The sequence below is a fragment of the Tunturiibacter gelidiferens genome (genome assembly GCF_051013345.1).
Classification (GTDB): Bacteria; Acidobacteriota; Terriglobia; order Terriglobales; family Acidobacteriaceae; genus Edaphobacter; species Edaphobacter gelidiferens_A.
Genome location: NZ_CP132939.1, coordinates 5,275,418 through 5,297,057, shown reverse-complemented (window position 1 = coordinate 5,297,057; position 21,640 = coordinate 5,275,418). Strand labels below are relative to the sequence as shown.

Sequence of the window (21,640 nt, the reverse complement as noted above, 5' to 3'; positions counted from 1 at the left end):
AGTTTTGCTGAGGTCAATACAGACGCTTGCTCTGGATGAAGGTGTCGGGCGTTCCGTCGGCTGGGTTTACGAAGTGAATGTCGCTGGGGTCGCGGCGCGGAGTGTCGACGGCGAGGACGACGAATGGCTCTTCGAGGATCTCCGGGATGCCGTGGATGGTGCCCTGTTTGAAGAAGATGAGCTGGCCGGGGCCGACTTCGAAGGGCGGGGCTTCGCCGAGGAAGAACTTTGCGCGGCCGGAGAGGACGGAGAGATATTCGTCGCAGGTTGCGTGATAGTGGGCCGCGACTGGACGGTAGACGCGAAAGACGCGGGAGCTGGCGTGAGGCTCGTCGGTGAGACGGGTGTCGATCAACATGGTGTCGGCGCTGTCTGGAAAGCTGGCGGCGATTTTTGAATGTTGAAGACTGCGGTGTCGGCGGGTGAGGCGGGTGCGGTGTTATTCGGCATCAGGAGACCCCTGTGCATAAGATGACGCACAGAGGCCTGAGGCAGCGAGCAATTTAACTCACGGCTAACTTATGGCGAGATCGTTTTGTGGCTGGTGTCCGTTGAGTTGGGCGGCTGAGTGCGGGCGTCCCTGGAGGGGCAGGAAGATGGAGAAGACGGTGCCGCATCCTGGAGTGACGGTGCGGGAGCGGACGCGGAGACTGCCGCCGTGCTTTTCAACGAGTTCGCGCGAGACCCAAAGGCCGAGGCCGGTGCCGGTGTCTTTTTTCGTCGTGAAGAAGGGTTCGAAGACGCTGTCGAGATGCTCGGGGGAATGCCCTGTCCCGTGTCCGCGATAGTGATGCGAACGCCTTGTCGCGTGGAATCGCGTGGGTCGGTGGCGGAGTTCGCTTCAAGGCGGATCGTATCTCCTCTGGAGCATGCATCGAGGCCGTTGGCAAGGAGATTGGAGAGAATCTGGCGAAGCTCTCCAGCGGTGCCGAGAACCTCACGCTCCGTCGTGGTGTTGACGACGAGGGTTACGCCGAGAGCTACCGCCCGGGCGGTGTAGAAGTCGCTGACCTCATGGACGACGGTGGCCGGCTTGAAGTGCGCGGCGATCGCGGTCTCGCGATAGAAGCCCAGGGACTGGCGGGTGATGTGGGCGATGCGGGCAAGTTCGCTCTCGGCCTGCGAAAGCAGGTGGCGGATCTCGTGGAGTTCGTCGGAGCGGCGGGCGATGTAGACGAGATTGGTAAGGCCCTCGAGAGGGTTGTTGACCTCGTGTGCGACCGAGGCGGCAAGACGACCGGCGGCAGCGAGCTTTTCGGCACGCATCAGAGCGCCCTCGGACATGCGCCGCTCGGTGATGTCGCGGAAGACGAGGACGATGCCGATCATCTTTCCGGAGCTGTCGCAGATAGGCGCGCCGCTGTCGTCGATGCAGATCTCGGTGCCGTCTTTGGAAACAAGAAAGGTGTGGTTGGCAAGGCCAACGATGGTGCCGAGGCGGCGTACCTTGTCGACTGGATTTTCGACGGCGGCGCGTGTGTCTTCATTGAAGATGGGAAAGACCGTGTGCAGCGAGATCCCGCGGGACTCTTCTTCCTGCCAGCCGGTGAGCTGTTCGGCGACACGGTTCATGAAGACGATGTTGCCCTCGGTGTCGCAGGCTATGACAGCGTCGCCGATACTTCGAATGGTGGTGTTGAGCCATTGCTCCCGCGCGTAGGATTCGTCGCCGCGTTGCTTGACCTCTCTGATCTGCTGGTTGTAGGCGGCTATGAGCAAGTGAAAGATTCTCCGCGTCTCCCATGCAAGAAGAGCCGCAATGAGTGCGACGGCGAGGACGAGTACGATCCTTGCATTCCGGTTGACGAGGATATTTTCGGCAGAGCGCTGGGCACGGCGTTCGGTGACGATGTTCAAAAACTCATCAGTCTGGGTGCGTAGATCGTCCATATCCTGTTTGCGCTGGAGCATATGTTGTTCCAACGTGGATGTGTCCTGAGGGAAGGCGGCGATCTCTCGATAAGCCTCCAGCTCCCATTGCTTATGGCTAGCCTGAAGACGACGCAGCCTGTCGACCTGGTCGGTACGGTGAACCAGAGTAAAAAGAGTGTCGAATTCGGGTTCGATTTGCAGATCTGCGGAGTGCAGAGGCTGCAGGAAGTCCGGATTGCGGGTGAGGAGAAATCCGCGCAGGCCGGTCTCTTCATCGAGCATGAGTTTGACCAGGCGGTTGCCGTGGAGGATCACCACGTCGGCCCTGTCGATGGCGTTTGCGCTTTCTTCGACACGTTGGAGGCCGTACCCAAGGATCAAAGCGAGAAAGGCAAGTGCTGCAACAGGTAAAGCGAGAAGACGAAACAGAAGTCTGTTGTAAAGCCGCGATTCCAAAGTGTTTTCCTCACGCGTACGCTGCACATCCAGATCGTGTCCAGAGTAGAGGATTCCTGGCGCGTCTTGATTTTACCGATGCGGAGTCGATCTGGCGACAAAAACGATGGTGAGGTTGCAACATACTCAATAACCGAAGCGAAGTTTTATAGCCGTAACGACCTGAGGGCAAACTAGACGAGCCTGCGGCCTTCGACGTCCATGGCAACGTGGTACAGAGCGTCGCGTGTGGCGAGGGTGGCGGTACCGTCTTCGAGGAAGGCGAGGCCCACGAGGTTGCTGCCGGAGACCACGAGGGTGGCCTGATGGTTGCGGTCGATGCGAATGATGCCGCGCTGGCCGTGGAGGCTGGCAGCCACGTAGAGGTTGTCGTCCGCGTCGAAGGCCATGCCCTGGGCGCGACCGAGACCCTGATAGAAGACCGTCGCGTTGCCATCGCGGTCTATGGCGTGGATGACCTGGTTCGAAGAGGTGGTGGGGCCAGTGACGAAGAGCGTTCCGGCATCGTTGAACGCGAGGTGGTAGGCGGCGATGCTGGGTTCGAGCGTTGCGTAGACGAAGATCTCGCCGCTGGCGCCTTCAATGTTTCCGCGGCTGATCTTGAAGATGGTGCCGGAGCGGTCGCCGACGTAGAGGTTGCCGTCGCGGTCGAAGGCGATGCCGGTGGCGATGCCCATGCCTTCGGCGTAGGTGGAGGTGGCTCCGTCGGGGGAGATGCGGTAGACGGTGCCTTCGGCACGAGAGCTGGCGTAGAGATAGCCATCGGGGCCGAAGGCGAGACCCGTGACGTTCATTATGTCGCGGACGAAGGGGCGGATCTGGAAGTCGCGCTGGATTTGGAAGATCGAAACAGGAACGGCCTGGCCGCGGGAGCCCGACACCGTGGCGTAGACGTTGCCGTCGGCGTCGACCGCCGGGTTGGCGACGGGATGAAGATTTTCCGCCATGGGGACCGCGATGCGAACATGGAGCGGATTGCTGGCATGGCCGCCGTGGTGCAGGATGAGGTCGCCGGTGATAGTTCCTTCAGGGATGCGAATGGTGGCGCGGGTGGGGCGACTGAGAAGGAGTGGAGCGGAGATGTCGCCGATGGTCGCGCGGGGTAGCACGGCGCCATGGGGCTCGAGGTGCGTGCCGTGGACGTCGATCTCACCGCCGGGCATCGCTGCGAGGGGCGTGACGCGATCGAGATGCGGCGCGGGTGCGTCGGGCTTATCGGATGTCAGGAGCGAACGAAGTGTGGTCATGGCTGTTTTAGCGTAGACCGGCGTGGATGGGAGTGCAAGGTGGATAGAAGAGTTGTCCTGCCGGACGAGCCCGCTGCGCGCGGGGCGGTCACTTCGTGACTTTTATACCTTGTGGTGGCGAGTGAAATGTGCTGGTCCTCCCGTTGGTCGGAAAAAGATGATCCCGACCAACGGGAGGATCTGTGTTGCTGGCCCTGCCTGGCCCGCGGTATACGTGTCACGAAGTGACCGCCCCGCGCGCAGCGGGCCCGTCCGGCAGGACAGGAGTTTCTAAAAGAAGAGGTGGATGAGTTGTGCGACGGCTAGCGCGAAGAGGCCTGCGCCTACGTCGTCGAGCATGATGCCGGTACCGCCGTGGAGGCGCTCGAGTTGGCGGACGGGGGGCGGCTTGAGGATGTCGAAGAAGCGGAAGAGGAGGAGGAGAGCGCGGCGTGTTGCCAGTCGGCGGGGATGGCGATGAGGGCGATGAGTTGGCCGGCGACCTCGTCGATGACGACGTGGCCGGGATCTTCGCGGCCGGACTCGTTCGCGACGATAGTGGCGGCCGGGATGCCGATGAGCGTGGCGAGGATTGCGGCGATGGTGGTGCCAACCGCGAGCGCGACTGGAGCCGGGTGGAGGATGTGTGCGGCCGCGTACCAGAGGAGAACTGCGGAGATGCTGCCATAGGTGCCGGGGCCGGGCTTTAGCAGGCCTGCTCCGAAGAAGGTACCGATGGCCCACGCCCAGAGGGTCTTTTTCTCGGAGGGAGGATGTGTCTGGATGTTGGAGTTCGCCACTAGTTTACGTCGTCGTCGTTCTGGCGATTGTGCTTGTTGGAGCGGGCGAGTTCTTCGAGGAGGTCCGGGTCCTGGATGGGCGTGGAGATCTTGTAGTCGCCGCTGGCCCATTTGCCAAGATCGATGCGGCGGCAGCGGTCGGAGCAGAAAGGGAAGTCTTCGCCTGTGGCAAGGACGATGTTGCGGCAGGTCGGACAACGGAGAGTCTTGAGTTTTGGGTTGGCTGCTTTCGACATAACAGAACCAGTTTAATACTTTTTGGTCTGCAACAAGGCGTGACGAAGTGTAACGGAGATGAGCCCCGGAGTACGTCTAAAAAGATAGGGGTCTTTTATGTGCCGGGTTCGTAGCTTTCAGAAGATGAAGTGCAGCGTATGGTGCGTCGGTTTCCTGCTGATGTTTCAGGCCTTCGGGGGAAGGACATCAGAGGCTGAAACCCAGGGCCAAGCCATCACGGAGTTGCAGCCGTTGCCGGGGGCATCACGTTGCCTGTCGCGACGGGGCGAACGCTTCGCGCCGGAAAGACGAGGCCTGGAACCGTCTTTCAGGTGAAGACGACGCAACGAGTTCCCGTCTCGGAGACGACTTATCTGAAGGGGGAGCCGTGCTGCGTGGAGAGGTGGTTGCGTCGGAGGCTGGAGATGGGAGCTCGGTGCATCCGTCAACGCTGACGATCCGATTTACGCAGCTGAGCTATGGAGGCAAGACGATTCCTTTGCGAACCCGGGCGGTTGCGATCGCGAACCTGATGGTTGTGGAGGATACGTTCCTGCCTGCGACGGGAAGTACGGACCGCGGAAATTCGAATCCGGCGAGCTGGACGACGAGGCAGGTTGGGGGTGAGGAGGTTGCCCGGTCGGGCTGGGTGGGGCCTGTGGTCGGTAGTGGGGTGCGAACGGTGGGGAGTGCAGACTTCTACGGGGTCTATAGTCTGCCGGCGAAGTTGGAGGGAGCGAATGGCGCGTTGGTGCCGCGCGCGATGGGCGTGTTTTCGACAACTGCTGAAGGGCTTTATGGATACGACCAAGGCGCTCAACTGTCTTCGGCTGGGGGATTGATTACGATCACCGATCCCAAGGGACGCGCTGTGATTCGGAATGGAGATCATCTGCTGCTTGAGGTGGTGGCGGGTCGATGAGGGACGTTCGACTGTGAGTGAGACAGTCCCAGGTCACTGCGCGGAGATCTACTCGAGGATGCGGGCGACTACGTCGTAGTCGTGGGACTCAGTGATCTCGGCGCGGTAGAAGGTGCCGGGGACGAGGGTCTCGTGCGGGCCGAAGTCGTTGATGAAGACCTTGCCGTCGATCTCGGGGGCGTGGAGCGAGGTGCGGCCCTCCCAGAGCAGTTCGGTCTCTTCGGATTCGCCTTCGACGAGGAGGTCGATCTCGCGGCCGACCCACTCGGCCTTGGCTTTGGTGCTGATCTTCTGCTGGAGCTTCATCAGCTTGCGGCGGCGCGCCTGGATGGTGCGGTTGGGGACCTTGAGTTCGTCGGCTAGTTCGAAGGCCTTCGCGCCCTCTTCGTCGGAGTAGGTGAAGACGCCTAGCCAGTCGATCTTTGCGGCGGTGATGAAGGCTTCGAGCTCTTTGTAGTCGGCTTCGGTCTCGCCGGGGAAGCCGACGATGAAGCTGGTGCGAATGACGATGCCGGGAACGATGCGGCGGGCCTTGGCGATGAGGTCGAGGAAGATCTGCGCGTTGCCGCCGCGCTTCATCGTCTTGAGGACAGAGGCAGAGGCGTGTTGCAGGGGGACGTCGAGATATTTTGAGATGGTGTCGTGCTTCGCCATCGTCTCGAACAGGCGCGTGGTGACTTTGTTGGGATAGGTGTAGAGGAAGCGCAGCCAGCGGAGGCCGGGGAGGACCGCGAGGGCATCGAGGAGCGTCGCGAGGCCGTCGGTGAAGCCGAGGTCTTCGCCGTAGCAGGTGGTGTCCTGGCCGATGAGGGTGATCTCGCGGACGCCTTGCTTGATGAGGTTTTCGGCCTCGGCGATGATCGACGACATGCGGCGCGAACGGAACTTGCCGCGAAGCTGCGGGATGATGCAGAAGCTGCAGGGATGGTCGCAGCCTTCGGCGATCTTGATATAGGCCGACGCGCGGGGGTGGTGAGGATGCGGGGGTGGCGTCGTTGTAGAGGTACTCGGGGAGCGCGGCGGTGGCTCCGTCCCATGACTCGCGCGAGAAGCGGCCCTGTTGCTGGCGGAGGTCGCCTTCGGGGCGGCTGGTGTTGCCTGCATCGATGCCTGCTGGGAGATGTGCGATGTGGTCGCCGGTGTGGTTCAGCGGCTGGTCGCCGTGAGTGGTGCCGGTCTCGGCGAGTGACTGGACGATGCGAAGCTGCGGTGCGATCTCGCGGTCGTGTTCGGGGTCGGCGAGCGGGCGCGAGTGCTGCGAGACGGCGCTGGGGGCGCGGTCGATCAAGTTCTGTCCAGCCTGCTGCATGCTGCTCGATTCGAGCTGTGCGACCTCGCCGTCGGTCTGGGACATGCTGATGGCGTGGGTGTGAATCGTGGCCTCAGGCGTGCCTTGCGGGAGGATGTTGAAGGGCGAGTTGGTTTGTTGATGACCATTGGGCGTGAGGCCTGCGGCGGCGAGGATCGCTTCGAGCTCGCCGGTGCCGACGACCGCGTCGACTTCGGGGATGTTCTTCTGGATCTCGTCGCGGTAGCGTTCGACGAGGCAGCCGGCGACGACGATGCGCTGGGCTTTTCCGCCGAACTGACGCTTGTGCTGGACCATCTCGAGGATGGTGTTCACCGACTCCTGCTTGGCTGAGTCGATGAAGCTGCAGGTGTTGATGACGATGATCTCAGCGTCTTCGGCGCGGGGAGTGAGCTCGGCACCGTTGTGGTGGAGCAGGCCCATCATCACCTCGGAGTCTACGAGGTTCTTGGGGCAGCCGAGCGAGACAAAGCCCACCTTGGGGCGAGCGGCAGTTGCTTCGAGCGGTTCGGCGTCGGATATTGCCAGATTGGTCACAGTCTTATAGTTTAGCAACTTTTACCTGTACTAGTGCTCGTTTGGCTAGAGCCCTCCACCCTGCGTTCTAGTGTCAAAGTATTCATTCTTTGCGGGTTATGCGCGTACCTGGTGCTTCGCTGAGAGGTAAAGTACTGATTTTATTGGCACCCTTATTGCAAAGTCTTCATTTTGCTCGGGTTGCATGTCGTCGGGCCTTTCACTTTTTCGAACTGAGCAAAAGCCCCGGATGCTCTCCGGGGCATCTGTCTCTACTTCTATGATAGCTGCCGGCAAGGAACTTATACGCCACGCATATCTTGTTCTTTATGAGGTGGATAGCGCCGGATGGGGCTTGACAAGCGTGATGAAGAGTAACGGGTTGGCGGCTTTGCGCTGGGGGCGTCCGATCTTATTCGGCGGGCGGAGTTTCGTCGACGACCTTGTAGGTGGGAGGGACGGCGAAGACGGAGGGGTCGGGTTCGTGGCGTACGACGTTGCTGACGGCTACGATCTGCTCGCCGGTGCGTGGGTCGTTGTGTTTGATGATCATGTAGATGGAGAGATCGGAGGAGTACCAGTACTCGTCGACGATGACGATGTCGTGGCCGGTGCCGCTGATGGCGGCGGGGACGGTGTGGGACTTGCGAATGCCGGTGAGGGTGAGGCCGCCGAGGGGCTGGGTGCCGATGTCTTCCTGCTTGAAGTAGGGATCGTTGACCGGAGTGCGGGAGGGTACGGCGTTGGCGGGGGCTGCGGGGGCTGGGCGAGGATGGTCTCTCGGGCGAGGCGCTCGTAGGGGTTGTAGAAGATGCTGAGGCGGCTTGAGGGGTCGTAGATGTGAGCGGAGAGGAGCGGGGGCAGACCGTTGAAGTTGGTGGAGACGAGTTGGCGGCGCTCGTTGTAGATGCGTCCCGAGGAGGAGCGGGCGATGTGGGCGGAGGTGGTGCGGGTGTTCACGGAGCCGTCGGGGAGGTTCTCGTGAGAGAGGATGTCGATTGTGGCGCTGAACGGGGCGTTGGGGACGGGTGTGACAAAGATGCCGGGAACGATGATCTGGACTCCGCGGTAGTCGCGGGGCATCTGCTGCTGGTTCTGGGCGAGAGCTGGGATCGCGAAAAGAAGACTGAGGACAGCGTGACCGGAACGGAAGCAGCGCATGAGAGATCTCCCGACGATCAAAAGGATAGCGCAAGGCTGCAATTTGTTCTTGATTGTTTCAAGAATTTTGAAGATTACCGCTCGTGCGAGGGCATCGCTGCCAAGCGCACCTACCTTCAATTGTCTTCAGTCCAAGCTGCAAGAGCCAGCAAGGAGGTTCAGTTCGACTGTAATGCGGTTGCGGGCTTGATCGGTGACTCAGAGTAATTGTGCCAGACGGTTCCGATTGTTCTGTAGAGGTTGAGGGAGCGGTCGGGCGGGTCGGTTGCGGTTGGATCGGCTGTATTCTTGGCGGCGATTGTCCACCAGGCCAGCGGAGCTTCGTTGATGTCGTAACCGGCGTCGTGAAGGAGTCCCAGACCGACTCTGCCACTCTGCTGGATCTGGTGAGAGTAGATCGTTTTTGCTGAGGAGAAAGTCGCGATACCAGTGGCGAGTCCAAGGCCTGGAACGAAGAAGCCAGCTGCTGTCCCTCCGAGATTCGCCGCGAGGATGGCCTGGTTTTTTGGCATTGCAAAATAGGTTTGTTTTTCGAGTGCTGTGCCGATGTTATCTGCCAGGACGGCCGCGAGCTGGGAGTCATTCTGCAGGCGTTCGACGATGTGCCGGGGTACGAGGATGACTCCGCCTGGCGTGGTGACGGCATCGTGCCATTTGGGCTGATCGACCAGTTGAAAACGGAAGTCGATTTTGGTCTCGTCGGTGTCGGGGAGATCGCGTTGATACCGGGGAATGAGACTTTCTCCGATGTGATTGATGCGAGCCTGCATGGCGGCGTCATGGACAGGCGGAATTTTCTTGAGGTCAACACCGAGAAAGAACTTGCGAGCGACGTTTTGTTTGGAGTCGTCTGGAACGGCTGAGGGATCGTAGTCGGTCTTGGCCAGGAGCTTATCCTCGCGGTCCTGGACGATATTCTGTGTAAAGATCGCGGTCTCGGCGAGAACAGTGCCATCCTCACGGAGTTTGCCGTGAAAGGCGATCCAGATATTTGTGGTGATCTGGGAAAGTGAAGCGAATGGAGTCTTGAAGGTGATCTGCGTGGATGCATTGACGAGAATGGGGTAGCCATCTGCGCGGACAAGAATCTCCTTTGATGCAGATGGAGAAAGAACGCGATCGATGACGGCGAATCCGCTTACTTTGCGCTCGGGCACAGGGAGAAACACAATCTCCTCGGCTTTGATTTGGTGTTTGCCGCGCTGCTGTCTGCCGACGATGCTGACGGGCTGGCCGACATAGGGAGAGCCGGAGGTGGCGGGATCAGTTACGAAGGTGTTTCCAACGCGGACTCTTGTCTCGCGACTAAAGAGGACATGCAATCCGTCAGCGTCGAAGTCGGCGAAGGAGACCGCCCGGGTAACGAAACCTTCCAGTGGGAGGGGCTGGTTTTGCGCTGTTGCGCTTGGGGTGGATAAGGCAGAGAAGAGTGCAAGTGCTACACAGATGCGTCGAAGCATAACGTCGAAGTTGGATGCCCTTTCTAAAATTGACAGCGGCTGCCCGATGTCTTCGGTGCAGCCGCGATTGTCAATGGTCATCTAATGTTTTTCCAATAACACATTAGGCTAGTCCGTTGCGGGCGATGACTTCGCGGTAGAAGTGGGCGCTCGTCTTTGGTGTGCGCTTCTGCGTGGCGAAGTCGACGTAGTGGATGCCGAAGCGGTAGGCATAGCCGTCGGCCCACTCGAAGTTGTCCATCAGGCTCCAGAGGAAGTAGCCGCGGACGGGAACGCCTTCGGAGACGGCCCGGTGAAGCTGCGTGAGGTAGTTGCGGAGGTACATGACGCGATCGGAGTCGTAGACGTGGCCGTCGGGGGTGAGGACGTCGGTCGAAGAGGCTCCGTTCTCGGTGATGTAGATCTCCTTGATGTTCCAGAGTTGCGCGGCGAGCTTTGGCCCCCAGTAGAGCGCCTCGGGACCGACGTGCAGCCAGGGACTCATCATGTGCGGGTAGGATTCGGGAGAGGGGATGCGGGTGAATCCGGCAGGGAGTCGTCGGCGCGGATGTAGGTGGGGGTGTAGATATTGAGGCCGACGAAGTCGACCGGTGTGCCGATGGCCTTCATGTCGGCGTCGGTAAACTTCGGCGCGTCGTCTCCGGCGTGTGCGAGGTAGGCGTCGGTGTAGCGGCCTTCCATGATGACGGTGAGATATCCGGCGTTGACCTCGCGCATGGCTTTCGCTGCCGCGGCGATGTGCTCGGGGTTTCGATGATGGGTACGCAGGCGCTGGCGTTTTCTGCGAGGCCGACCTTGGTGCCGGGCTTCGCGTGTGCGCGGATGGCCTGCACTCCGAGGCCGTGGGCGAGCACAGCGTGATGACGAACCTGGTTGACGCCAGCGGGTGGAAGCTTGATGCCGGGAGCGTGGCGTTCCGTCGCGTATCCGCTGACGAAGGAGCTCATCTCGTTGAGCGTCATGAAGTGCTTGACGCGGTCGGAGAGATGCTCGGCGACGTAGCCTGCGTAGTTGGCGAAGGCCTCGGAGGTGTCGCGCGACTGCCAGCCGCCCTTGTCTTCGAGTGCTTGTGGGAGATCCCAGTGATAGAGCGTGCAGTAGGGCTGAATGTCGGCTGCGAGCAGCTCGTCGACGAGGCGATGGTAGAAGTCGAGACCCTTCGGGTTTGGTGTGCCTGTGCCCTGAGGGAAGACCCGCGGCCATGCGACGGAGAAGCGGTAGGTCTTGAGGCCGAGCGCCTTCATGAGCTGCACGTCTTCTTTGTAGCGATGGTAATGATCGTTGGCTACGTCGCCGGTGTCTCCGTTTTTGATCTTGCCTGGGATGTGAGAGAAGGTGTCCCAGATAGAGGGGCCGCGGCCGTCTTCGTTGACGGCACCTTCAACCTGATAGGACGCGGTTGCGGAGCCCCAGAGAAAGCCGTGCGGGAAAGCTCGCACAGCAGGTGCGGCGGGAGTGACTTCGCCGGAGGCTGGTGTGGCGATGGTTGAGAGTGCGGTGGGGGCGAGTGCGGCGGATCCAAGCAGACGGGCGAAAGTGCGGCGGCTAAATCGATTAAGCAAAGAGGAGCCCTCGTGAGACGCTGAAAATTGTAGCTGCTTCAAACAAGAGATGACAACGACGGCAGGTGAAAAGATTTGCCGAAGATCTGTCGCGAAGTTTTGCACGGGCAGGAGATAGCGACACGAGCGCAGGTCCGTTTGAAGTGGTAAACTAGCTCCTGTGCCGGGTCCTACGCGACGTAATCCCGCCAACCCCGCCAGGTCCGGAAGGAAGCAACGGTAACGGGTCATTACGGGCGCAGTAGGTCGCCCGGTGCACAATCTTCCGGTACTCCTACTTTCGCCGCAGTTCCCGCAATGGCGCAGTAGGTCGCCCGGTGCACAATCCCTCCTTTTCGTTTTCCCACTCAGGACATCGTTCTATTCGCCACCCGCCAAGGGTGAGTGTGTCTTTTTTGGGTCTCTGCTCGTCAATGAACTCATCAGGGTACGTGACACGCGTAGGCTTCTCAGAGAGAATGGTCCGACGGTGAACGACGGTTCATTTGATACGGGTTTGTCTTTTATTGCTTTGACACTAGATGAGGTGAGAGTTTGAGTTTGACGTTGAGACCGCAGACGCGGGTACGCGCGAAGATCAGTTCGGTGGGGGCGTATGTTCCGCCGCGTTTGTTGACCAATGCGGATTTGGAAAAGATGGTCGCAACCAACGACCAGTGGATTATCGAGCGGACGGGAATTCGTGAGCGGCACATCGTAGAGCAGGGAGTTGCAACCAGCGATCTGGCGGTGGAGGCGGCGAAGAAGTGTCTCGCGGCTCGCGGCATCGAGGCCAGTGAGCTGGAGGTGATCATCGTCGCGACGGTTACGCCCGATATGTTCTTTCCGGCGACGGCGTGCCTGGTGCAGGACAAGCTCGGCGTGAAGGGCGCATGGGGGTTCGATCTTTCAGCCGCCTGCTCGGGATTTCCCTATGCGCTGCAGGTAGGGGCGAAGCTGGTTGAGAGTGGAATGCACAAGAAGGTGATGGTGATCGGAGCGGATGTGATGAGCTCGATCATCGACTACACGGACAGGGCAACCTGCGTGATCTTCGGCGATGGCGCTGGCGCGGTGCTGCTGGAGCCCTGCGAAGAGGGTGAGATCGGGCTGATCGACTACTGGCACGAGATCGATGGCTCCGGTGCGGCAGCTCTGAATATGCCCGGTGGGGGAGTTTGAATCCGCCGACTGTCGAGACGGTCGCGGCGAAGATGCACTACGTCCATCAGGATGGGCAGGCGGTGTACAAGTTTGCGGTGCGCAAGATGGCCGAAGCTGCGGAGATCATTCTGACGCGCAACGGCGTGGAAGGGAAGGACCTTGGCTGCTTTATTCCGCATCAGGCGAATAAGCGGATTATTCTTTCGACGGCGGAGCGACTGGGCATGCCGGAGGAGTCGGTGATCATCAACATCGACCGCTATGGGAACACTACGGCGGCTACGATCCCGATGGCGATGCAGACGGCGCTCGAAGAGAAGCGGTTGAAGAAGGGCGATCTTGTTCTGTTGGCTAGTGTTGGAGCTGGCTTTACCGTGGGAGCCACGTTGTTGCGGTGGGAGTTTTAGAACACAGGCTGAATGGATTTCGAGGCGGGTGAAGCTTAGGCGCTTCACCCGTTTTTCTTTTGACTCGTAGTCTTGTCAATTCGAATTCAGGTTTTTCCTTGTTTAATCTATCTTTTAGATATATAGCTTGTAGCTATGAAGACGGAAGGTGGTTCTACTCCGAATGCTTTGCTCGGACTTCTCAGCCTGAGGCCGATGTCCGGATACGACATTCGCCAGTTAGTGTCGCGTTCCATCGGGCACTTCTGGAGCGAGAGTTATGGACAGATCTACCCAGGTTTGAAGCGGCTTGCGGCAGCGGGTTTGGTCGAAAAGAAGACTGAGCGGAAAAAGGGAAAGCCCGACCGGAATTTGTATTCGATCACCTCGGAGGGGCGCGAACGGCTGCAGGAGTGGCTGAAGATTCCGGTGTCTGAGGAGGTAGCGAGAAACGAGTTGCTGCTGAAGCTATTCTTTGGTGCGCATGTCTCAACGAGTGTCAATCGGGAGCATGTGATCTCGAACATGGAGTTTCATCAACGAGCGCTGAAGGTGTACACAGCCACAGCGAAGCAGCTGCGGCAGGACGAGGCGAACGATCCTAATCTGCCGTACTGGCTGATGACGCTGAACTATGGACGGCACTACAGCGCAGCGATGTTGAAGTGGTGCAGGGAGACGCTGGCGGAGTTGGATGAGATAGAGAGCAAGGGAAAAAGGAGGCGGTGATGCATGCACTCGATCCGTTGTGGGTAAAGATCTTTCTTACGATTCATATTGCTGCGGGCGCATCGTCGTTTCTGCTGGCTCCCGTTGCGCTGGCTACGGCGAAGGGCGGCAAGCAGCATAAACGCTGGGGGAAGGTTTACCTGTGGTCGATGGGGGTAGTTGCGGCGACGGCAATCCCGATGGCGTTCTTCTTCCCCGTGCGGTTTCTGGCCCTGGTGGCGGTGTTCAGCTTCTACTTTGCCTTTTCGGGATTTCGCGTTCTGCGGTTGAAGGAGCTGGCGCGCGGCGGAGGCGCGGAGCCTATCGACTGGATCGCCGGGATTGTAACCTTCGCAACGAGTGCGCTGCTGGCGTGGCTGTCGTGGTTCCGGCCTGCATCCATCGAGGTGATCCCGCTGGTGGGCGTGGCGTTCGGATTCATCGGAATGAGAGGCGCGGCGACTCAGTTGCTCTCGTTCGTGCGCAAGCCGAAGGAGAAGATGTTCTGGTGGTACACGCATCTCGGAAACTTTATTGGGAGCTACATCGCAGCGTGGTCCGCCTTCAGCGTGGTCACGCTAACGCGAGTCATTGGCAATCATTGGTACGTGTGGCTGTGGCCGACGATGATCGGAGTGCCTGCGATTGTTCTGACCATAGCCTACTACCGGCGTAAGTTCGCTCCGCGGGTGAAGGCTACGGCGTGAGAACCCAGCTCAGGCGGTGGTGTTGGAGGGCTTGGCGAGGCCTCGTGAGCGCGGGCGGACGGCGCGCGAGGTCTTGTAGAGCTTCCAGAAAGCGAAGGCGCAGCTTGCGAGAATCCCGGTCCAGATCACGATGAGAACCGGGGTCGCATACTTGTCGGAGAGATTGTTCCAGAGATGGAGGATGTGCCGCCCGTAGTGGATGCCGAGCCACGCGGCAACCGAATGACGCAGGCATCGGCTGATGATGAAGGTGGTAAGAAATTTTCTGCGCGACATATTCAGCGCGCCTGCAGCGAGGACGAAGGGGCTCAGCGGCATCGGCGGCGGCAGGATCGCCGGCAGGGCTACGGAGAGGATGGCGTGGTTTTCCATCCATTCACAGACGCGTTTGAAGGTACGAGGTGGAACGTGCTTCTCGAGAAAAGCCATGCCTCCGGACTGGCCCACCTGGTAGCTGAACCATCCACCGAGTCCCGAGCCTATGGTTGCGAGCAGGATCAAGAGAAACCAGCTTTGATGCTGCGCGGACAGCACGATGATCATGATGTCGGTGATGCCCGGCAGAGGCAGAGGAACGAAGGAGCTGTCGACGATCGAGACCAGGAAGACGCCGAAGAGGCCGAAGCTGAAGAGCAGATGGAGGAACGGACCGCGCGCGCGGTGTGGCGAAGCCGCCGCCTGTGCGGCTGCGGCGAGGCTCCTGGCTAGGATCGTGGCAGCCGGGCGCAGGCTCATACAGATTAAGACGCGACCCAGGTAGGAGAAGTCGCTGAAATTTTGAATATTGGTTGAGCGGCGAGTGTAACAGGGGACTTACAGGAAGCGGAGATCGGGCAGTGAGGGGAGAACATCAACCTCCGCGGCGTACTGCCGGAAGAGTTTGATGGCGCGCATGCAATCCGTATTCAAAACATAGTGGATGTTGTGGGAGAGATAGTGGCGTATCACGGCGGGGCTGAGGTCGATGCGGGGAGTCCATTGTTCGACCAGATCTTCGATGTGCAGAAGGCCGTGATTGCGCGAGGCTTCAAGGTCTTCTCCAAGTTGAGCGGCTGTCAAGCCAGGGGCTCCGAGGGACTCTGGCCGCACCGCCCAGACCGCGGCGACCCAGGGTAGATTGGTGCGGATGTGCCACTCATGGGCGAGATCAAACCACTGGCACGGACCCACCTCCGCTTCGATCTGCTCGCGGCGTTCGAGAGCGAGCAAGGCCGGATCTCCAATCAGGATGGCAGCGTCTGCCTGCTGAAGCATCGCTACGGGGTCGGCGGGCGCGGGATGAAACGTAGGGGAGTTGTTTGCGAACTTGCGGAAGAGAATCTCGGCGTAGGCGAGCGAGCTGCGAGATGCCGTGTCGGCAGAGACCGTCTTCACCGTGCTGAGGGTGCGAGGAGATTTGATGATGAGCTGAATGGAACGAACTTCGTCGAGCGAAGCGATAGTGCAGCCGGGGACGACTGCAAGCTCCGGGGTGAGCGCTGCGATGGGGATCAGGCCAAGGTCCGCGCGGCCTGCGAGAAGTTCGGCAGCGCAGAGCGAAGGCTGCGTGTAGTGCAGGGAGTACCGTTGTGCCAGTTCCTCGGCGAGCGGTGCGTGCTCGAAGTCCCACATCAGAGGTGCGGGGTTGAGAAAGTTGATCGCAGCGACACGAAGCATGGAAGATGGGGATGAAGTGTTCAAAGGACTAGTTTATTGGATGTGAGGGAGACGTGCTCGATGCAGAGGCGGGTCGTGGCTTTTTATCAGGATGAAGAACAGCACTGGGTGGCACGGCTCGACTGCGGGCATGGGCAGCATGTGCGCCATGATCCGCCCTGGACGCTGCGCGAGTGGGTGACGACGGAAGAGGGAAGGGCTGCGCGACTTGGGAGTTTGATGGAGTGCAAGAGGTGCGATGAGGAGGAAAAATAGCGAGTTGGTAGTACGATTCTCGCGACACTGCGCAGTTCATTCCGAAGGGAGCAGAAAGAATGGATGGATTGTTGAAAGTTGGCCGCCTCTTCTTTGCCATCGCCATGGTGCTATTCGGCGTGGAGTATTTCATCTACGTCGGCGGGTTGAAGGGCCCGATCCCTGGGCCTCCGTGGATACCGGGGTCGCATTCGGCAGCCGTGCTGGCGGGCGCTGCTCTGATCGCGGTTGCGGTCTGCATCGTGACGGAAAAACTTGCGCGGCTGGCGGCGGCGTTTTTGGGTGTTGCTCTGTTTTTATACGTCCTGTTTCTGCAATTCCCCAGGCTCATCGCGCAGCCGCATAGTCCCGATCCCTGGACCAGCGGCTTCGAGCTTCTGGCTTTGATGGGTGGCGCGTTCGTGCTGGCTCGGATCGAGATTCCGGACGGACTCCGGTTAGAGCCGACAAACAAGGTCTTGTCGCATTTAGCCACCTTCGGGCGCGTTGCGTTTGCCCTCGCGCTGGTGGTCTTCGCCGTGCAGCATTTTCTGTATGCGAAGTTTGTGGCGACTATTGTCCCCGCATGGATTCCCGCGCGCCTGTTCTGGTCGTACTTCGTCGGAGTGGCGTTTGTCGCAGCTGCTCTGGCGATCGTCACCAGGCAGATGGCGCGCACTGCCTCAATCCTATTGGGCACAATGTTTTTTATCTGGGTTGTTATTCTTCACGTGCCGCGCGTAGCAGGCAACCCGCGCAACGGAGACGAAGTGACTAGCCTGCTAGTTGCATTGGCGATGAGCGGCGCGTCTTTTATTCTTGCGGAGAGTTTCGCGCCCGACCTCGTCGCCTGAGATGCGATACAGTGACGGTGAGCCTCCCTCTAGCGACGATTGTTTAAAGTCGCAGAGGCAAAGGCTTGCGAAGCATACCGACGAAGAGGACGATGAATGGCTTTGGCGCAGCAGGATGCAGCAGTGGTACGCGAACAGGCGCGGTTGGCTTGGGTGGCATTGACGTTGACGCCTGGAATGGGGCCGACGCGAATATGGAAAGCGATGAATCGGCTGGGCGCTGCGGAGCGGGTGCTCGGGGCCTCGCTGACCGAGTTGGAAGGCGCGGGGATGCCGGCGCAGTCTGCGCAGTTCGTCTTCGAAGGCAAAGCCAAAGCCGCGGCTGAAGACGAGTTGAAGCGTGTAGCCGAAGCTGGCGGCAGTATATTGACGCCGGAAGATGAGGCTTACCCCGAGCGGCTGCGTGAGATCTATGATCCACCGTCGACGCTTTGGATTCGCGGGGACGTCTCTCTGCTGGCGCGGCCGGGCATTGCGGTGGTGGGAACGCGTCAGCCTTCGCCGTATGGAGCAGGGATGGCGGAGCTTTTGTCGCGTGACCTTGCGAATCGCCGGATGGTTATCCTGAGCGGCATGGCTCGCGGAGTCGACACTGCCGCGCACAAGGGCGCGATCGAGGCAGGCGGAAAGACGGTCGCGGTCTGGGGAACGGGCATCGACGTCATCTATCCCAAGGAGAACAAGAAGCTGGCCGAGCAGATCGTCGCAACCGGCGGCACGATCGTGAGCGAGTACCCGCTCGGAACGTTTCCCGCGCCGCAGAACTTTCCTATTCGCAACCGGATTCTGAGCGGAATGAGCGTGGGCGTGCTGGTCATCGAAGCCGCCGAGTACAGCGGAACGAGAATTACGGCGCGATGTGCGATGGAGCAGAATCGGGATGTTTACGCTGTCCCCGGAAACGTGACGAACAAGAACGCGTGGGGCCCTAACACCCTGATAAAGCAGGGGGCTAAGCTGACTGCGACCTGGGAGGATATATGGGAGGATCTGCCCTCGCAGATCAGGCTGGCTTTGGAGGATGAACTGGAGGCGGCTGGTGGGGGCTCTGAATCGAAACCGGCAGGGGCTGCATCTCTATTTAACGATACGCCGCTTCCAGAGCACGAAAGGATTGTCTTTGAACGGCTGCGGCACGATGAGTCGACACAACTGGACGAGCTGATCGAACAGTTGGAGGCCGACTTAGGATCTGCAGAGATCTTTACCGCGCTGTTCGAGCTGGAGCTTGCGGGGCGCGTTCGGCAACTGCCAGGAAAAATTATGTGAGGGCGTTCTGAGCCTCATTGGCAAGGTCGATTCCTGCGGCGAAGCGGATGCCGCAAAGATAAACGTAAGCTCAGGGTTTCGTTTGACTTGGCAAGTTATCCACAGCGTGGATCGGCTCGTCGACTGTAGTTGTTGTGCTATGACCTTCTCAGTCCGGTTTCGTCAGTTGAGGGATCATGGCGAGATGACGTGTTTGCAGAACTCGTGTTAGGTTCGCAATGGAATAAGGAAGTGTGGAACGTTTTGCCTCGGCGATGCGTTCTGGTGGATGAAGGGAACGAATGGGTAAATCATTAGTTATCGTCGAATCGCCGGCGAAGGCGAAGACGATTGGGAAGTATCTCGGCAGCGATTACGTGGTGGAAGCCTCGATTGGCCACATCATGGACCTGCCGAAGAACGACATCGGCGTTGAGTTGAAGAAGCGGACGTTCGAGCCGACGCTGATTGTGTCTCCGGGTAAAGAGAAGGTGGTGGATCGGCTGAAGAAGCTGGCGTCGAAGGCGGACATGGTCTATCTTGCGCCGGACCCTGATCGCGAAGGCGAGGCGATTGCCGCGCACCTCTCCATCCAGCTGTTGCCGATGATGAAGGACAAGTCGAAGGTTCGGCGTGTCACCTTTAATCGAGATCACCAAAAAGCAGTGCAGGCTGCGTTTTTGAATGCACGGGATATCGATGAGGATCTGGTGGATGCGCAGCAGACTCGGCGCGTGCTGGATCGCCTGGTGGGCTATCAGGTCTCTCCGCTGCTCTGGGACAAGGTCCGGCGTGGGCTTTCGGCGGGACGTGTGCAAACCGTCGCGCTGCGGCTGATCGTCGAGCGCGAGCAGGAGATCAATGACTTCAATCCAGTCGAGTACTGGACCATCGACGCGCAGCTTGAGCCGACTGCGAACAAGCAGAGCTTCACGGCAAGATTTGTCGGCGTCAATGGCGTGCCTGCGCGCGTTGCGAACGGAAAAGATGAAGAAGGCAAAGAGCTCTTTCTATCGAACGCGCTGCCCGATCAGGAGGCTGTCGAAGAGGTTGTCAGCGAACTGAAGGTTGCGAAGTGGAGCGTACGCTCGGTTGAGAAGAAAGAGCGCAGGAGCAATCCCAGGGCTCCCTACACCACCAGCAAGCTGCAACAGGATGCGGCGGGTCGTCTCGGCTTCAATGTGCGACGCACCATGGGCGTGGCACAGCGTTTATATGAGGGCGTAGAGATTGGCGCAGAGGGCACGGTCGGTCTTATCACCTACATGCGTACCGACTCGACCCGTGTCAGCGCGGATGCAATTGCGGAGGCTCGCGAGTTCATTGGCAAGCTGGGCGCGAAGTATCTGCCCGCAAGCCCGAACGAGTACCTCGGCAAGAAGCAGGTCGAGGCGCAGGATGCACACGAAGCCATCCGGCCGACGAGCGTAAAGTACACGCCGGACTCGATCCGAAAGTATCTGAGTGACGAGCAGTACAGGCTTTACAAGCTGATCTGGCAGCGTTTTGTCTCGAGCCAGATGACGCCAGCGGTCTTCGATCAGACGACAGTAGATATTGTCGCGAAGGCAAAGCTCGCCTATGACTTTCGCGTGACCGGCAGTGTGTTGAAGTTCGAAGGACACCTGAAGTTCGAAGAGGAAGAGAAGCGAGCGCGCCAGGCAGCTAAAGATAAGGCGGCGAAGGAAGAGGCAAGCGCGAAATCGACCGTGGATGCTGATGCCGCTGCGCAGGCCGGGACCGAAGAAGAGGATGAAGCGGAAGCAAGGTTGCCGGAGTTGAGCAACGGCGAGGCTTTGCGTCTGCAAAAACTCGATCCGCTGCAGAAGTTTACCCAACCGCCGCCGCGCTTCAACGAAGCGAGCCTCGTCAAGACGCTCGAAGAGAAGGGAATCGGCCGGCCTTCCACCTACGCGTCCATCATCAATACGATCCAGGATCGCGACTATGTGAAGAAGATCCAGTCGAAGTTTGTGCCGACCGAGATTGGCACGGTGGTTACGAAGCTTCTGGTGAAGAACTTCCCCTATATCTTCGATACGGCGTACACGGCGACGCTTGAAGGCGAACTCGACGCCGTTGAAGATGGGACCGAGCGTTGGACCGATCTGCTGAGCGGATTCTACGACCACTTTGAGAAGGAGCTGAACGTCGCCAGCGACAACATGGAAGATGTGAAGCGGATGGAGCAGAAGACTGACGAGACCTGCGACAACTGCGGCAGTCCTCTGATTCTGAAGTGGGGCAAGTTCGGTAGCTTCTACTCCTGCAGCAACTTCACCAAGGTGAAGCCGATGACGATTGCGGCAGGTCCCTGGAAGAAGGAACCGAAGGCTGTAACCAAAAAGTTACAAGTGCGTTTGCCTTCCCGCTGATTGTGAAGGCTACGACAGAAGATGTCACCGAATACTCCAAAGAGGTCGGCGACGCAAAGGAGATGGCGTCAGCAATCGCCGAAGCTGCCGAGCAGGGCAAGAAAGTTACCGTCGAGCCTGTAAGCTGCGACTTCACCAAGGAGAACTTCGCCGCAAAGCCTGACCTGAGCGCACCGGGCGCCGACGACGTTGCAGAAGAAGAGTTCTGCGACAACTGCGGACGCACGATGGTGCTGCGCAATGGGCCTTGGGGACCGTTCATGGCCTGCCCCGGCTACAACGAAGATCCACCGTGCAAGACCATCCGCAAGCTGAACCAGAAGGTGCAGCAGAAACCGCCGGTCCAGCTCGAAGAGGCCTGCCCGAAGTGCGGCAAACCGCTGCTGCTGCGCAACGGTCAGTACGGGGAGTTCATCAGCTGCAGCGGCTATCCGAAGTGCAAGTACATCAAGCAGGAGCTGCTCGACGTAAAGTGCCCCAAGGATGGCGGAGATATTGCCGTGCGCAAGACCAAGCGCGGCGACCTCTTCTACGGCTGCGTGAACTATCCCAAATGCGACTTCGCCTCGAACCTGAAGCTGGTCAACCAGACCTGCCCAAAGTGCGACAGCGCTTATGTTCTCGAGGTCGTCAACGACAAGGGAACCTACCTCGTCTGCCCGAACAATCGCGAAGCGCTGCCAAAACGCCGCAAGAAGAAGGGCGCCGCCGAGGAAGAGCCGACGACTCCCCCTGCACCTACGAGAAGAAGATCGCAGGCCCCGCTCCCGCGCCCGTCATCGAGCGTCCCGACCCGGAGAAGACCCGGGCGGTCGTCGAGAGCGTAGCT

Annotated in this window: 18 protein-coding genes, 1 other RNA gene and 5 pseudogenes; 10 read left to right on the top strand and 14 right to left on the bottom strand. The window is 59.6% G+C overall.

What is annotated here, in order from left to right; genetic code table 11:
- Positions 1-13: 13 nt before the first annotated feature.
- The 6 genes and pseudogenes from RBB80_RS26650 to RBB80_RS26625 form a co-directional block, all read right to left on the bottom strand.
- Positions 14-358, bottom strand: coding sequence for a cupin domain-containing protein (locus RBB80_RS26650; protein ID WP_433965274.1), 345 nt, complete (start codon positions 356-358; stop codon positions 14-16).
- A gap of 156 nt (positions 359-514) precedes the next feature.
- Positions 515-2,355: pseudogene (locus tag RBB80_RS26645) on the bottom strand (ATP-binding protein).
- Positions 2,356-2,501: 146 nt separating this feature from the next.
- On the bottom strand, positions 2,502-3,575 hold the full coding sequence (locus RBB80_RS26640; protein WP_433965273.1) for a gluconolaconase: 1,074 nt from the start codon (positions 3,573-3,575) through the stop codon (positions 2,502-2,504).
- Between the two features lie 270 nt (positions 3,576-3,845).
- A complete protein-coding gene (locus tag RBB80_RS26635) occupies positions 3,846-3,971 on the bottom strand; it encodes a phosphatidylglycerophosphatase A (protein ID WP_433969882.1) in 126 nt (41 codons plus the stop codon).
- A 98-nt stretch (positions 3,972-4,069) separates the two neighbouring features.
- Positions 4,070-4,465 (bottom strand): annotated as a pseudogene (locus RBB80_RS26630) (phosphatidylglycerophosphatase A); the annotation flags it as partial.
- Positions 4,354-4,590, bottom strand: a complete 237-nt coding sequence (locus RBB80_RS26625) for a DNA gyrase inhibitor YacG (protein WP_179582537.1) — start codon at positions 4,588-4,590, stop codon at positions 4,354-4,356. The gene RBB80_RS26625 and the pseudogene RBB80_RS26630, both read right to left, overlap by 112 nt.
- Positions 4,591-4,958: 368 nt before the next feature.
- Between RBB80_RS26625 and RBB80_RS26620 the strand changes: the two genes are divergently transcribed.
- Complete coding sequence (locus RBB80_RS26620; RefSeq protein WP_433965272.1) at positions 4,959-5,492, top strand: hypothetical protein; 534 nt, start codon at positions 4,959-4,961, stop codon at positions 5,490-5,492.
- Between the two features lie 48 nt (positions 5,493-5,540).
- On the opposite strand, the pseudogene RBB80_RS26615 reads toward RBB80_RS26620, so the two are convergent.
- The 6 genes and pseudogenes from RBB80_RS26615 to RBB80_RS26590 all read right to left on the bottom strand — a co-directional run bounded on the left by RBB80_RS26615 (position 5,541) and on the right by RBB80_RS26590 (position 11,377).
- A pseudogene (locus RBB80_RS26615) lies at positions 5,541-7,338 on the bottom strand (MiaB/RimO family radical SAM methylthiotransferase).
- A gap of 391 nt (positions 7,339-7,729) precedes the next feature.
- Positions 7,730-7,870 carry a hypothetical protein gene (locus RBB80_RS26610; RefSeq protein ID WP_433965271.1) on the bottom strand — a complete coding sequence of 47 codons (141 nt, stop codon included), beginning with the start codon at positions 7,868-7,870 and terminating at the stop codon, positions 7,730-7,732.
- A complete protein-coding gene (locus tag RBB80_RS26605; protein ID WP_433965270.1) occupies positions 7,867-8,478 on the bottom strand; it encodes a hypothetical protein in 612 nt (203 codons plus the stop codon). Before RBB80_RS26605 ends, RBB80_RS26610 begins: the two co-directional genes overlap by 4 nt.
- A 158-nt stretch (positions 8,479-8,636) precedes the next feature.
- Positions 8,637-10,019 (bottom strand): hypothetical protein, encoded by a 1,383-nt coding sequence (locus RBB80_RS26600; protein WP_433965269.1) that lies wholly within the window; start codon positions 10,017-10,019, stop codon positions 8,637-8,639.
- Between the two features lie 22 nt (positions 10,020-10,041).
- A complete protein-coding gene (locus tag RBB80_RS26595) occupies positions 10,042-10,425 on the bottom strand; it encodes a family 1 glycosylhydrolase (RefSeq protein WP_433965268.1) in 384 nt (127 codons plus the stop codon).
- Positions 10,422-11,377, bottom strand: a pseudogene (locus RBB80_RS26590) (family 1 glycosylhydrolase). The gene RBB80_RS26595 and the pseudogene RBB80_RS26590 overlap by 4 nt, the downstream one beginning before the upstream one ends.
- Positions 11,378-11,661: 284 nt before the next feature.
- On the opposite strand from RBB80_RS26590, the gene ffs reads away from it, so the two are divergent.
- From ffs to RBB80_RS26570, 4 genes and pseudogenes are all read left to right on the top strand, one after another.
- Positions 11,662-11,759, top strand: an RNA gene (gene ffs / locus RBB80_RS26585) — signal recognition particle sRNA small type.
- Between the two features lie 275 nt (positions 11,760-12,034).
- Positions 12,035-13,050, top strand: a pseudogene (locus RBB80_RS26580) (beta-ketoacyl-ACP synthase III).
- A gap of 135 nt (positions 13,051-13,185) precedes the next feature.
- Entirely contained in the window at positions 13,186-13,758 is a 573-nt protein-coding gene (locus RBB80_RS26575) for a PadR family transcriptional regulator (protein WP_433965267.1), read from the top strand.
- Positions 13,758-14,444, top strand: a complete 687-nt coding sequence (locus RBB80_RS26570; protein WP_433965266.1) for a hypothetical protein — start codon at positions 13,758-13,760, stop codon at positions 14,442-14,444. The genes RBB80_RS26575 and RBB80_RS26570 overlap by 1 nt, the downstream gene beginning before the upstream one ends.
- A gap of 9 nt (positions 14,445-14,453) precedes the next feature.
- On the opposite strand, the gene RBB80_RS26565 is transcribed toward RBB80_RS26570, so the two are convergent.
- Entirely contained in the window at positions 14,454-15,179 is a 726-nt protein-coding gene (locus tag RBB80_RS26565; protein WP_433965265.1) for a YqaA family protein, read from the bottom strand.
- A gap of 78 nt (positions 15,180-15,257) precedes the next feature.
- Complete coding sequence (locus tag RBB80_RS26560; RefSeq protein WP_433965264.1) at positions 15,258-16,124, bottom strand: menaquinone biosynthetic enzyme MqnA/MqnD family protein; 867 nt, start codon at positions 16,122-16,124, stop codon at positions 15,258-15,260.
- Between the two features lie 36 nt (positions 16,125-16,160).
- Here RBB80_RS26560 and RBB80_RS26555 point away from each other — a divergent pair, with 36 nt between their 5' ends.
- The 5 genes from RBB80_RS26555 (at position 16,161) to RBB80_RS26535 (ending at position 21,638) form a co-directional block, all read left to right on the top strand.
- Entirely contained in the window at positions 16,161-16,355 is a 195-nt protein-coding gene (locus tag RBB80_RS26555) for a DUF3565 domain-containing protein (RefSeq protein WP_433965263.1), read from the top strand.
- 59 nt (positions 16,356-16,414) lie between these two features.
- Positions 16,415-17,188: a hypothetical protein gene (locus tag RBB80_RS26550; protein WP_433965262.1), complete on the top strand. Its 774-nt coding sequence runs from the start codon at positions 16,415-16,417 to the stop codon at positions 17,186-17,188.
- A gap of 96 nt (positions 17,189-17,284) precedes the next feature.
- Positions 17,285-18,457, top strand: coding sequence for a DNA-processing protein DprA (gene dprA / locus RBB80_RS26545; RefSeq protein ID WP_433965261.1), 1,173 nt, complete (start codon positions 17,285-17,287; stop codon positions 18,455-18,457).
- Positions 18,458-18,738: 281 nt separating this feature from the next.
- Positions 18,739-20,811 carry a type I DNA topoisomerase gene (gene topA / locus RBB80_RS26540; protein ID WP_433965260.1) on the top strand — a complete coding sequence of 691 codons (2,073 nt, stop codon included), beginning with the start codon at positions 18,739-18,741 and terminating at the stop codon, positions 20,809-20,811.
- 2 nt (positions 20,812-20,813) lie between these two features.
- A complete protein-coding gene (locus RBB80_RS26535; RefSeq protein ID WP_433965259.1) occupies positions 20,814-21,638 on the top strand; it encodes a topoisomerase DNA-binding C4 zinc finger domain-containing protein in 825 nt (274 codons plus the stop codon).
- Positions 21,639-21,640 lie beyond the last annotated feature (2 nt).